The 12,895-nt window shown below is 70.7% G+C and carries 10 protein-coding genes; 7 read left to right on the top strand and 3 right to left on the bottom strand.

Annotated elements, in window-relative coordinates:
• Positions 1-244 precede the first annotated feature (244 nt).
• The 4 genes from AC3CBB_RS11730 to AC3CBB_RS11715 are packed head-to-tail and all read left to right on the top strand — an operon-like array spanning position 245 to position 3,891.
• On the top strand, positions 245-1,114 hold the full coding sequence (locus AC3CBB_RS11730; protein WP_123505489.1) for an ABC transporter ATP-binding protein: 870 nt from the start codon (positions 245-247) through the stop codon (positions 1,112-1,114).
• Entirely contained in the window at positions 1,111-1,911 is an 801-nt protein-coding gene (locus AC3CBB_RS11725; protein ID WP_488624704.1) for an ABC transporter ATP-binding protein, read from the top strand. The genes AC3CBB_RS11730 and AC3CBB_RS11725 overlap by 4 nt, the downstream gene beginning before the upstream one ends.
• Positions 1,904-2,944 (top strand): ABC transporter permease, encoded by a 1,041-nt coding sequence (locus AC3CBB_RS11720; protein WP_488624703.1) that lies wholly within the window; start codon positions 1,904-1,906, stop codon positions 2,942-2,944. The genes AC3CBB_RS11725 and AC3CBB_RS11720 overlap by 8 nt, the downstream gene beginning before the upstream one ends.
• Positions 2,944-3,891 carry an ABC transporter permease gene (locus AC3CBB_RS11715; protein ID WP_488624702.1) on the top strand — a complete coding sequence of 316 codons (948 nt, stop codon included), beginning with the start codon at positions 2,944-2,946 and terminating at the stop codon, positions 3,889-3,891. The genes AC3CBB_RS11720 and AC3CBB_RS11715 overlap by 1 nt, the downstream gene beginning before the upstream one ends.
• Before the next feature lie 230 nt (positions 3,892-4,121).
• Here the strand turns inward: AC3CBB_RS11715 and AC3CBB_RS11710 are convergent, their stop codons facing one another.
• On the bottom strand, positions 4,122-5,408 hold the full coding sequence (locus tag AC3CBB_RS11710; RefSeq protein WP_488624701.1) for an NtaA/DmoA family FMN-dependent monooxygenase: 1,287 nt from the start codon (positions 5,406-5,408) through the stop codon (positions 4,122-4,124).
• 168 nt (positions 5,409-5,576) lie between these two features.
• Between AC3CBB_RS11710 and AC3CBB_RS11705 the strand changes: the two genes are divergently transcribed.
• Positions 5,577-6,086 carry a MarR family winged helix-turn-helix transcriptional regulator gene (locus AC3CBB_RS11705; RefSeq protein WP_123505484.1) on the top strand — a complete coding sequence of 170 codons (510 nt, stop codon included), beginning with the start codon at positions 5,577-5,579 and terminating at the stop codon, positions 6,084-6,086.
• 74 nt (positions 6,087-6,160) lie between these two features.
• Positions 6,161-7,531 (top strand): outer membrane protein assembly factor BamB family protein, encoded by a 1,371-nt coding sequence (locus AC3CBB_RS11700; protein ID WP_488624700.1) that lies wholly within the window; start codon positions 6,161-6,163, stop codon positions 7,529-7,531.
• A gap of 25 nt (positions 7,532-7,556) precedes the next feature.
• On the opposite strand, the gene AC3CBB_RS11695 is transcribed toward AC3CBB_RS11700, so the two are convergent.
• Both AC3CBB_RS11695 and AC3CBB_RS11690 read right to left on the bottom strand, forming a co-directional pair.
• On the bottom strand, positions 7,557-8,966 hold the full coding sequence (locus tag AC3CBB_RS11695; RefSeq protein WP_488624699.1) for an aspartate aminotransferase family protein: 1,410 nt from the start codon (positions 8,964-8,966) through the stop codon (positions 7,557-7,559).
• An 87-nt stretch (positions 8,967-9,053) separates the two neighbouring features.
• A complete protein-coding gene (locus tag AC3CBB_RS11690; RefSeq protein ID WP_233579909.1) occupies positions 9,054-9,650 on the bottom strand; it encodes a TetR/AcrR family transcriptional regulator in 597 nt (198 codons plus the stop codon).
• An 88-nt stretch (positions 9,651-9,738) separates the two neighbouring features.
• Here AC3CBB_RS11690 and AC3CBB_RS11685 point away from each other — a divergent pair, with 88 nt between their 5' ends.
• Positions 9,739-12,795: a glycoside hydrolase family 2 TIM barrel-domain containing protein gene (locus AC3CBB_RS11685; protein ID WP_488624698.1), complete on the top strand. Its 3,057-nt coding sequence runs from the start codon at positions 9,739-9,741 to the stop codon at positions 12,793-12,795.
• The last annotated feature ends 100 nt before the right edge of the window (positions 12,796-12,895 follow it).

Below are 12,895 nucleotides of genomic sequence, written 5' to 3'. Positions count from 1 at the left end.
GCCAATCGTTTCAGTCTGATTTCGCTAGGGCGGCGTAAGCAAAGTCGGCGATTGTTTCGGCCCCGGGTCAGGACTTTTCGCCAGGGTGGCGAAATGTCACCGTAATGATCCGCGGGTCGATTCGAAACACCCGTCGCCCAGAATTGTCCCACGTTCGCGGGGCCCGCCGAACGATCTCGTCTAGTGACTCGGGCCCCGGTCCGATCCCTCGACGAAAGGCACGATCGAGCATGAGAGCACACCGATGAGCGCAGAGTCCCTCCTCGACGTCAGGAATCTGAGCATCCAGTACCCGGGCACCCCGACGCGAGCGGTCGACGAGGTCACCTTCCAGATCGGCCGCGGCGAGGTCGTCGCCCTGGTCGGCGAGTCCGGCTCGGGCAAGTCGACGCTCGCCCGAGGAGTCGCAGGACTCCTGACCGACGAGCGCATCGACGTCACGAGCACGGCGCTGACCTTCGACGGCGCCCCCATCGAGCGGAACGCCGGCGCGGTCCTCCCCGAGCGCATCCCCGGCATCACGATGATGTTCCAGGACGCCTCGACGTCGCTCGACGTGGTGTGGAGCGTGGAGGACCAGCTCGTCGCGATCCTCCGCAACGTCGAGCGCATGTCGAAGAAGGCGGCGCGCGTGCGCGCCATCGACTGGCTCGACCGCGTCGGCCTCGCTGACACCCAGCGCGTCATGAAGGCCAAGCCCTACGAGCTGTCCGGCGGCATGCGCCAGCGCGTGATGCTCGCCCTCGCTCTCGCCTCGGCCCCGCGCCTCCTGATCGCCGACGAGCCGACCAGCGCGCTCGACGCCTCGCTGTCGCGTCTGTCGATGGAGCTGATGACGAGCCTCACCACCGAGCTCGGGACGGCCCTCCTGATCGTGAGCCACGACATCGCCATGTGCACCGAGTTCTCGGATCGCACCTTGGTCATGTACCACGGCGCCCTCGTCGATCAGGGCGCATCGGCGACCCTGACCGAGACGGTGACGCATCCCTATGCCCGGGGCCTGCTGGCCTGCGTGCCGACGTTCGAGCACCTCGACGACGACGAGCTGCCGACGCTCGACCTCTTCCTCACCGCGTCGACGAGCGCCGCCAAGCAGGGGGCCGCCGCATGAACGCCGCCGAGTTCGTCCTCGAGGACGTCGTCAAGCGCTTCGGCTCCGAGCGCCGCGGCCACGTCGCCGTCAAGGGCCTCACCGACCGCTTCTCGAACACCCAGTCGGTCGGCATCATCGGCGAGTCCGGCTCGGGCAAGTCGACACTCGGACGCATGCTCTGCGCGCTCGAGACCGCCACGAGCGGCTCGATCCGCTACAACGGCGAGGAGATCGCCGACATCCGCGCGTCGAAGCCGAAGCTGATGCAGTTCCGCCGCGACGTTCAGCTGATCGGGCAGGACACCACGTCGTCGTTCGACCCGCGCCACTCGCTGCGCGAGTCGATCATGTACCCGGCGATGAGCCTAACCGGGCTCAGCCGCAAGGACGCCTACGAGAAGACCGACCAGGTCGTCGAGCTGCTCGGCCTCAGCCCGAAGATGGCCGATCGCCCCTCCGAGGGGGTCTCGGGCGGTCAGCGCCAGCGCTTCGCGATCGCGCGGGCCCTGATCGTCGAGCCGCGCATCCTGGTCTGCGATGAGGTCGTGTCGGCCCTCGACGTCTCCGTGCAGGGCGGCATCCTGAACTTCCTAAAGACGTACCACCGCGACCGCGAGGCCGGCATCATCTTCATCTCGCACGGTCTGCCCGCCACCTCATTCATCTCGAGCGAGCTGCGGGTCATGTTCCAGGGCGAATTCGTCGAGGCGGGCTCCACGCGCCGCGTCGTCACGGAGCCCGAGGCCGACTACACGAAGAAGCTCCTCGCGGGCTACCGCGCCGTGCCCGAGACCCTGGAGGCCGAAGTTGCCTGAGTTCCTGTCGCGGCAGCGCTGGTGGATCACCCGCGTGCTGCTCCTGCCCCTGCACCTCTTCGTGTTCGCGATCATCACGTTCCTGCTGCTCCGCCTGGTCCCCGGCGACCCGGTGGCGAGCGTTCTCGGCCCGAACTACACCCAGGCGGCGTACCTGACGATGCAGAGGGCCCTGGGGCTCGACGGCAGCGTCTGGTCGCAGCTGGGCCGCTACATCGTCGAGATCCTGCACCTGGACTTCGGCAGCTCGATCCAGACCGGCCGGGCCGTCATGAGCGAGATGGGCACACGCCTGCCGGGAACCCTCGAGCTCGCCGTCCAGGGCCTCTTCTTCACGGTGCTGCTCAGCCTGGTGCTGTCGTACGTCGCCGTGTTCCACCCCAAGACGGTGCTCGCGAGGATCGTGCTGGTCTACTCGCGAGCCGCGGGCGCCCTGCCCGAGTTCGTGCTGGCGGTGTGGGCGCTGTTCGTCTTCTTCACCGTCCTGCACATCGCGCCGGCTCCGCTCGGGCGCCTGTCGACCGACCTGCCCACGCAGACCGTGATCACCGGGTTCCCCTTCCTCGACACGCTGATCCAGGGCTACACGGCCGGTGCGATCTCCATGGCGGCCCACCTCGTGCTGCCGATCGCGGTCATGGCGATCGCGTCGTCCGCCGTCGTCATCAAGGTGCTGGTGTCGAGCCTCCAGGGCGCGATCCAGGATCCCGCCACCGCGTTCCGCATCACCACCGGCAGCGGCCGACGCGCCACCGTCCTCAGCGTCTACCGCCGCGCGGCCCCCGCCGTCGTCACCCTCGTCGGCCAGATGTTCGGCTACCTCGTCGGAGGAACCATCGTGCTCGAGTCGCTGTTCGGCTTCGCCGGCCTCGGCTCGTATGCCGTGAAGGCCGTCCTCTCGACCGACTACCCCGCGATCCAGGGCTTCCTGCTCGTGGTCGCCGGGATCACCCTGATCGTGTACATGATCGTCGACCTCGCGGTCATGACGGTCGACCCCCGGCGCCGTCCGGGCTCAGTAGGGAGCAACTGATGACCACCGCCACCCTGCCGCTCACCGCGGCCCGCGCCGAGCGCCGCAAGTACTCTGCGAAGCTCCCGCGCCGCCGGATCGACTTCCTCCTGCTGCTGCCGTCGCTCCTGATCGTGCTGCTCGCGATCGTCGGGCCCTTCCTCACGCCGTACAGCGCCACCACCATCTCAGGCGCGGTGTCGTCGGCCCCGTCGATGGCGCATCTGTTCGGAACCGACAGCGTCGGCCTCGACGTGTTCTCCCGCGTGATCGGGGCGGCGCGCTACAACCTCGTCATCGCTGTCGCCACCACGCTGCTCTGCACGGTCATCGGGGTCGTCTTCGGCCTCGGGATCGGCTGGTTCGAGTCGGCACGCGGCGCGGCCGGCCTCGTCGCGCGCGGCACGACGCGCCTGTTCGACCTCCTCCAGGCGGTGCCGGCCATCCTGCTCGGCCTCGTGATCGTGTCGTTCTTCGGGGCCAGCGTCATATCGCTGACCGTCGGCATGGCGATCATCCTCGCGCCGATCCAGATGCGGCTCGTGCGCATCGAGGTGCTCCGCGTCCGCAAGGAGGCCTACCTCGACGCCGCCCGCATGGCCGGCCAGAACGAGCTGAAGCTGCTGGCGCGCCATGTCCTGCCGAACTCGATCTGGGTGGCGCTCGAGAACATGTCGTTCCTCTTCGCCACGAGCATCCTGCTCACCGCAGCCCTCGGCTTCGTCGGAGTCGGACTCCGCCCGCCGACGCCGGAGTGGGGCTCGATGATCTCGTCGGCCACGAACGACGCGCTCACCGGGCGCTGGTGGTCGGCGGCGTTCCCGTCGATCGCGATGATGATCACCGTCTGGGCCTTCTCGAACGCGTCGCACGCCCTGTTCGGTCGGATCGCGCCGAAGAAGCTGGCGGCCGCGGCGGCGTCGTCGCCCGTGGTTCCGTCGTCCGAGGCGGCTGCCGAGGCGCGCTAGGCCCTCCCGGCGGGCGCCCCACGGCGGGCGCCCCACGGCGGGCGCCCCACGGCGGGCACCGCGTCGGCGGGCGTGCGTCGGGTTCGGCGGGTCTCCGCCCGCCCGCCGACGCCGACCAGCCCCCGCCGACGCGGGGCGGCCCTGCACGCACGGGGGCGCGCCGGCGCCGAGCCCCGGCGGGAGCCCTCCGCCGGGCCGGACGGCAGCGGGCCCCCGTGTTGACGGTCGGGCTAGAAGGCCTGCAGGTTCTCGCGCAGGGTCGTGCCGCTGTACTCGCTGCGGATCAGCCCGCGGCGACGCAGGGCCGGCGAGAGCCCGTCGGTCACCTCGGTGATGTAGCGGCGGGTGAGCTGGCCGGCGATCAGGAAGCCGTCGCCGCCGACCTCGTCCATGGCCTCGCCCATGACGGCGGCGACCTCGTCGGGTGTCCCGCTCACCTCGAGCGAGCCGAGGCGGACCGGCCGCGAGGCGATCTCCCGCAGCGTCGTCTCGGGGTTCGAGCCCTGCAGCATGCCGAGCGTCGACGACGACGCGGCGTTCGTCTTGATCTCGGGCAGGGGGGAATCCAGGTCGAACTGCGAGAAGTCGATGCCGCTCGACCACGACAGACGCGAGAGGGAGTCCTCGATCGTCGTCGCGTCGATGCGCGCCTTCTTCGCCACGGCCTCCTCGCGGGTCTCGCCGAGCACGGGCGAGATGGTGAACAGGATCTTGACGTCGCTGGGCTTGCGGCCCGCGGCGATCAGCCGCTCGTCCATGTCGGCGCGGTACTCCTTCATGGCCTCGATCCCCGGTACCGATGCGACGACCGTGTCGGCGTACTTCGCGGCGAGGCTGCGGCCCGCAGGCGAACCGCCGGCCTGGCAGACGATCGGATGGCCGCCGGTCGGGGCGATGGTGTTGAGCGGTCCGCGCGACTTGTAGAAGCGGCCCTCGAAGTTCACCGGGTGCACCTTGGTGTGGTCGGCGAAGACCCCCGACTCGTGGTCGCCGACGACGGCGTCGTCCTCCCAGGAGTCCCAGAGCCGGCCGACGAGGTCGATCCACTCGTCGGCCATCTCGTACCGGAAGTCGTGCTCGTAGTGCTCGTCCCGGCCGAAGTTCTGAGCCGTGCGGACGTTGTGCGCGGTGACCAGGTTGACGCCGGCGCGGCCGTCCGACTGCAGCGCGAGGCTCGACATCAGGCGCGCGGCGGCGAAGGGCGGGTAGTAGGGAGTGGCGAGCGTCATGATGACGCCGAGGTGGCGGGTCGCGTCGAGCAGCAGCGGCACCAGCGTGGCCGGGTCGAGCTTCGGCGCGTGGTTGGCCTTCTCGAGGTAGTAGCGGCTCGTGCCCTCGAACGCATCGGGGATGAAGGCGCCGTCCTCGAGCATCATGTAGTCGAAGCGGGCGCGCTCCATCGCCTTCGCGAGCTCGATGTAGAGGTCGGGCTTGACCCAGTCGCGGGCCGCCTCGCCCGACCAGTCCTTGGCCCAGCTCGGGACCGAGTAGTTCAGAAACCATCCCATGTGGAACATTCGCGTCTCCATCCGGGCGCGGCGCCGTGCCACGACCCTCCATCAGCCAGTACAGGGGCGGCGCATTTCACGGTCGTGACGCCGGAGTAACGGCTGATTGCGCTGGGGGTTCGCTGATTGGGGCCATCCCCCGGCCAGTGCACGGGCACTGCGCAGTATTCTCGGAGCATGACCACGAGCAGCGACGAGGTCGACCTGCTGATCGATGCGTGGGCCGGTCAGCTTCCCGAGACCGACTTCTCCCCCCTCGACGTGATGTCGAGGCTCCGGCGCGTCTCGTTGCGGCTCAACACCCTGCGGGCTCAGGCGTTCAAGGGCGCCGGCCTCGCGATCTGGGAGTTCGACGTGCTCGCGGCTCTGCGCCGAGCCGGCGAGCCGTTCCAGCTCAGCCCCGCCCAGCTCGTCAAGGTCACGATGGTCACCAGCGGCACCCTGACCAACCGGCTCGATCTGCTCGAGGAGCGCGCTCTCGTGGAGCGCCGCAAGAACCCGGAAGACGGCCGCGGTGTGCTCGTCTGCATGACGCCCGTCGGCCGCGAGATGGTCGACGAGGCCATGCTGGCGCTCGTCGCCGAAGAGGAAGTGCAGCTCGGGCCGCTCTCCCGCAGCGAGCGCGCCCAGCTGATCGAGCTGCTCCGGCGGCTCGGCGACGGCTTCGCGCCGGGCGATCCCGCATAGGCGCGACCGACCCGAACGGCGCCGGAGCGAATCCGAGAATATGATCGCCTCATTGTCTTAGATGAGGAGCTCTCGTGCACCGTCGCACACCAGTTGAGCCGTCCGTCCGACCGACGAGAGCACGTCGCGGATGGGCCGTCCTGACCATCGCCCTCGCGGTGTCTCTCGCGGCTGCCCTCGCTCCCGGGGTCGCGAGCCCGGCTGCGGCCGCCTCCCCTCCCGATCAGTGGACGGGCGTGTACGGATCGGCCGGGAGCAGCTCGACGAATACCGGCGAGCACGTCCTGACGGCCGGCAATGCGGGAAAGATCACGCAGGCCTTCGCCGCCACGAACCGGACCGGCGGTTCGTACCCGCCGGTGGTCCTCGGCGGTGTCGTGTACACGGTCGGGGGTACCACGTCTCCGCGCTTCTACGCTTCGTCGCCCAGAACTGGCAAGGCCCTCTGGAGCATGGCCCTGCCCTACGCCGTCAGCTCCTACGGGTACGGCATGACCGGAACGGGATCGACCGTCCTGATCTCGTTCGGAACCTCGCCCGCAGGCGGGGTCCTCGTCGTGGATGTGGCGAAGCACGCGATCACCGCTCGGGCCTTCCTGCCGAAGGCGACGACCCCTGGCGCGGACCGCACCTATCCCGGTACTCCCACGACGGACGGCACCCGCGTGTTCCTCTTCGGCTCGGGCTACCCCGTGCTCGCGTTCTCGGTGAAGTCCGGCAAGCTCCTCTGGAAGCACTCGTACACGCCGAACAACAACGACGGCATCGACTTCGTCTACGGCTTCGCGGTCGGCGGCGGAACCTTCTACACCAGCGGAGGCGAAGGCCTCGTCGCGTACAGCGCGACCACCGGCCGCAAGAAGTGGACCAGCGACCCGGCATTCTCGTACGGAACCCCGGTGCTCGCAGGCGGTCGCGTCTTCGTCAACGTCTCCGACGCCGTCGCCGCGTTCCCGGCGGCGGGGTGCGGCGCCGCCTCCTGCAAGCCCCTCTGGTCGACCGCGGTCGACAGCTACGACTCCGACATCATCGGGATCGCGGGCGCCGACTCGACGAACCTGTTCATCACGTACCGCACGTCTCACGAACCCGACCCGGCGAAGTGCGAGGCGCGGTTCGCCGGACACATCGCCCGACTGTCGGCGTCAACCGGCACGGTGAAGTGGCAGACGGAAGTCGGCGACTTCGCCCAGGGCATGGTGCGCGGCGGCGATGTGGTCTGGATCGTCAACGAGTACGGCGAGTTCCAGAACGGGACGTGCGTCGGCGACCAGTACCGCCTCCTCGCCTACTCCACGACGGCCACCGCCACGGCCCCCCTCGCGGCGCTCCCCATCGACAGCGCGTACTTCTACTACCCGCAGACACTCGCCGTCGCCTCGGGCACCGTGTTCCAGAGCCCGAACTCGTCGACCCTGGTCGGCTACCGGGTTCCGGGCACGTGACGCGGCAGGCGTCGGCCTCCGGGAATCAGACCAGGGCCTGGGCCTGCTGCAGTGTTCCGCGCAGGATCTGCTCCATCTCGTCGAACTCCGCCTGGCCGGCGATGAGCGGCGGCGCCAGCTGGATCACCGGGTTCACGCGGTCGTCGGGCCGGCAGTAGAGGCCGTTGTCCATCAGCGCCCCGGGCAGGAACTGCTTGATCAGGAGCTCGCGCTCGGCGGCGTCGAACAGCGCCTTCGACCCCTTGTCGCGAACGAGCTCGATCGCCCAGAAGTAGCCGTCCCCGCGGACGTCTCCGACGATGTCGAGGTCCTTCAGCTTCGAGAGCGTCGCGCCGAACGCCGCCTCGTTGTCGAGCACGCGCTGGTTCAGGCCTTCACGCTCGACGATGTCGAGGTTGGCCAGCGACACGGCGGCCGACACCGGGTGACCGCCGAAGGTGTACCCGTGCGGGAAGAAGTCGGTGCCCGTCAAGAACGGCTCCATCACGCGCTCGTTGGCGATCATGGCTCCGATGGGGCCGTAGCCGCTCGACATCCCCTTGGCGCACGTGATGATGTCGGGCTCGTAGCCGAACTTCTCGCAGGCGAACATGGTGCCGTGGCGGCCGAACGCGCAGATGACCTCGTCGCTGACGAGCAGCACGTCGTATCGGTCGCAGATCGCGCGCACCCGCTCGAAGTACCCGGGCGGCGGGGTGAAGCAGCCGCCGGAGTTCTGCACGGGCTCGAGCACGACGGCCGCGACGGTGTCGGCTCCCTCGAAGAGGATCGCCTCCTCGATGCGGTTCGCGGCCCACAGCCCGAAGGCCGCCTCGTCGCCGCCCCACTCGTCGGAGGCCCGGTAGAAGTCGGTGTTCGGAACGCGGAAGCCGCCCGGTGCCAGCGGCTCGAACGCCTGCTTCATGGCGGGCAGGCCCGTGATGGCGAGGGCTCCGTGCGTGGTGCCGTGGTAGGCCGACATGCGCGAGATGACCTTGTGCTTCTGCGGCTTGCCGGTCAGCTTGAAGTACTGCTTGGCGACCTTCCACGCGCTCTCGACGGCCTCGCCGCCGCCCGACGTGAAGAAGACGCGGTTGAGGCTGCCGGGGGCGTAGTGGGCGAGGCGCTCGGCGAGCTCGATGACCGGACGGGAGGTGGTGCCCCAGTTCGGGAAGTACGCGAGCTTGGCGGCCTGGTCGGCGGCGGCGCTCGCGAGTTCCTGCCGCCCGTGCCCGGCCTGGACCACGAACAGGCCGGCCAGGCCGTCGAGGATCCTGTGGCCGCGGTCGTCCCAGAGGTAGGCGCCCTCGGCGTGGTCGATGACGCGCATCGGCTTCTCCTGGAACGGGGCCATGCGCGAGAAGTGCATCCACAGGTGGTCGCGCCCGGCGGCCTCCAGCGGGGTGAATGCCGAGGGCGTCTCGGTCGTGGTCGGCGCCGCGTCGGTGGTCGTCATGGCGACCATCGTGCCGGGCCGTCACCGTGGGCCCCATGGCCGATTCGTCACTCGGGCGCCGTTGCAGTGCCGGTTCGGCGCAGGAACTCACCCGACGTCGTCGCGCAGCACCAGCGACAGGTAGTGCCGCAGTGCCGCCCACACGTCGACCTGGCGGGGGTCCATGGTCCACTGCAGCTGGATGCCGTCCCACAGCGCCACGAAGCCGGCGCCGGCGAGCTCGGGGTCGACGCCGTCGCGCAGGAGCCCGCGCTCGGCGAGGTCGCGGAACTGACCGGCGAACAGCTCGCGCGTGCGCCGGAACCGCTCGACGAAGTAGTCGTGCGCCGGGTGCGCCTGTCCGGTCGCCTCGGCGCAGAGGGTCGTGTAGAGCTCGATGATGCCGGGGGTGCCCGTGTTGTGCGCGACCTGCGCGCGGGCCCCGTCGACGAGTCCGAGCCCGGCCTTGATGTCGTCGCCGCGCGCGTCGCGGTCGGCGAGGACGGCGAGCAGCAGGTCTTCTTTGGCGGGGAAGTGGTGGAGCACGGCCGACTGGCTGACCCCGGCGGCGTCGGCGACATCCTGCACGCTCCCGGCCCGGTACCCCTGAGCCGCGAACACCTCGCGCGCGGCGTCGAGGATCGCCGTGCGGCGGGCGGCGCTCTTGGCGTAGGGGCCGCGGACGCCGGTGGACCGGGGGCTCACGGCAGTTCCTGCGGGGGCATGAAAGGAGTGTAACCACTCTCCTTTCATGCTAGCGTCGCACCACGCACCGATCGAAGGAGATTCCCCCGTGAGCAGCACCCCGGCCTACGTGACCGACATCGTCCCGGGCAGCGTGCTCACGCCGAGCGGCCGTGCCGTCCCGGCGCGGTCGTGGCTGCACAGCGACGCGCCCCGGGCCGATCTCTCAGGACGGTGGGCGTTCCGGCTGCGGCCCCGCGCCGACGGTGACGACGCGTTCGCCGCCGACGGCTTCGATGTCTCGGGCTGGAGCACCATCGCCGTGCCGTCGCACTGGGTGCTCGGTGGCGACGGCGCCGAACCGGCTGGCGAGGACCGCGGTGCGCCGATCTACACCAACGTGCAGTTCCCGTTCCCGGTCGAGCCGCCGTTCGTGCCCGACGACAACCCGACGGGCGATCACGTGAGGGACTTCGAGGTGGGGCCGGAGTTCCTGCGCGCCGCCTCCCAGACGCTGCGCTTCGACGGGGTCGAGTCGACCTTCAAGGTCTGGCTCAACGGGGCTCCGGTCGGCACCGCCGCCGGCAGCCGGCTCGCGCACGAGTTCGACGTGACGGGGCTGCTGCGCGAGGGCGGCAACCGCATCGCCGTGCGCGTGCACCAGTGGTCGGCCGCGTCGTACGTCGAAGACCAGGACCAGTGGTGGCTGCCCGGCATCTTCCGCGAGGTCACCGTCGAGGCCCGGCCCGCGGGCGGCATCGACGACGTCTGGCTGCGCACGGCCTGGTCGGCCGCCGACGGGGCCGCGCTCGATCCCGAGGTGCGGGCGGCCGACGACGCCTTCCCGGTGACGCTCACGATTCAGGAACTCGGGGTGGCCGTCGAGTGGGCCACCGCCGCCGACGTCGCGCCGTTCGCCGTCCCCGGCGCCGAGCCCTGGTCGGCCGAGTCGCCGCGCCTGTACGAGGCCGTCGTCACCGCGCAGGGCGAGACGGTCACGCAGCGCATCGGGTTCCGGACCATCCTGATCGACGGCGACCGGCTGCTCGCCAACGGCCGCCGCCTCGTCTTCCACGGCATGAACCGCCACGAGGCGCACCCCGACCGCGGCCGCGTCTTCGACGAGGAGCACGCCCGCGCCGACCTCGCGCGGATGAAGCGCTTCAACGTCAACGCCATCCGGACCAGCCACTACCCGCCGCACCCGCGCCTGCTCGACCTCGCCGACGAGCTCGGCTTCTGGGTCGTGCTCGAGTGCGACCTCGAGACGCACGGCTTCGAGCGCGGCGGCTCGCAGACCGGCCTCGAGGGCTGGGGCCCGCGGCCCGCCGACGCCTGGGTCGACAACCCGAGCGACGACCCGCGCTGGCGCGACGTCTACCTCGACCGCATCGAGCGCACCGTCGAGCGCGACAAGAACCACGCGAGCATCGTGCTCTGGTCGCTCGGCAACGAGGCGGGCACCGGGCGCAACCTCGCCGCCATGAGCGCCTGGGTGCACGACCGCGACCCCGAGCGGCCGGTCCACTACGAAGGAGACCTGCAGGGCGCCTACACCGACGTGTACTCGCGCATGTACTCGTCGATCCCCGAGACCGAGTCGATCGGCCAGGACTCCACCGAGCTGCTCCACCTGGCGAGCGCCGCCGAGTCGGCCCGCCTGCGCACCCGCCCCTTCCTGCTCTGCGAGTACGTCCACGCCATGGGCAACGGCCCGGGCGCCATCGACCAGTACGAAGTCCTCGTCGACCGCTACCCGCGCCTGCACGGCGGCTTCGTGTGGGAGTGGCGCGACCACGGCATCCGCACACGCGCGGCCGACGGCACCGAGTTCTTCGGATACGGCGGCGACTTCGGCGAGGTCGTGCACGACGGCAACTTCGTGATGGACGGCATGATCCTGAGCGACGACACCCCGACGCCCGGCCTGCACGAGTGGGCCGCGGTGGTCGCGCCGTTCCGCTTCGCCTTCGCTGACAGCAAGAGCGCAGGAACGCGCATCACCGTCTCGAACCACCGCCACTCGAGCGACTCCTCCGACGTCCGCCTCACCTGGCGGCTCGAGGCCGACGGCGTCGTCACGGCGTCCGGCGACCTCGACGCCGGGATCGTCGCGGCGGGGGAGTCGGTGAGCATGGACCTGCCGGCCGGCGCCGTCTCAGGAGAGACGTCGTCGCCGGGCGGCGAGACGTGGCTCACCGTGTCAGCCGTCCTGAGCGACGACACGGCGTGGGCGCCGGCGGGCCACGTGCTCGCAGCCGCGCAGCACGACCTCACTCCGCCCGCGCCCCGGCGTCGCCCCGCGCGCTCCGGCGGCGACCTCCTGCCGGCCGCGTTCGACGCCGACGGGGCCCTCGGCGCTCTGGCCGGGCTCGCGGCGTCGGGCCCGACGCTCTCGGCGTTCCGGGCGCCGACGGACAACGACAGTCTCGGCCACGGCGGCAGCTACGACATAGCAGGCGTCCTGCCGAACCTCGGGCGCGGAGTTCAGGCGTTCTCGCTCGCCGAGCAGTGGGAGGCCGCCGGGCTCCACCGCATGACGCCGAGAATCCTGAGCTCGGAGTCCGGCCCGAGTCGCGTCGCCCGCCTCACCCGCTGGGCCCCCGCCGGATCGCGCCACTCGATCACCGTCGAGACGGTCTGGGAGCCGTACGGCGACGACGTCCTGCTGACCGCGCACATCGCGCCGTCGGCCGGCTGGGACCTCGTGCTGCCCCGCCTCGGCCTGCGGTTCGACCTGCCGGCCGAGGTCGAGACGGCGTCGTGGTTCGGCACCGGCCCGCTCGAGTCGTACCCGGACAGCCGGCGCGCAGCCCTCGTCGGGCGGTACTCGGCGCCGATCGACGAGCTCGGGGCCGGCTACGCCCGTCCGCAGGAGACCGGACACCGCTCCGAGTTCAGGACGCTCGACCTCGACGGCGCCATGCGGATCACCGCGCTGCCGGACCACCGCGGCCTGCCCGGCTTCACCCTCGCGCGGCACACCGCCGAGCAGGTCGCCGTCGCCGGTCACCCGCACGAGCTGCCGCCGTCGACCGCGACCCACCTCTACGTCGACGCCGCGCAGAACGGCCTGGGCTCGCGGGCGTGCGGCGTCGACGTGTGGCCGCTCTTCGCGCTGCGGCCCGAGGCCCGGACTCTGCGGCTGGTCTTCGGGCGGCTCTGAGCCCGGCGGCGAGTTCCTGCGCCCGTCGCCTCGGTTCGTCGCCGAGAAGCCCCGATCTGGGCAGATGGCTGCTGCCATCGCCCAGATCGGGGCCTCTCGC

Source organism: Frondihabitans sp. OV104, from assembly GCF_057787745.1.
This window is presented reverse-complemented; position numbering and strand designations above follow the sequence as displayed.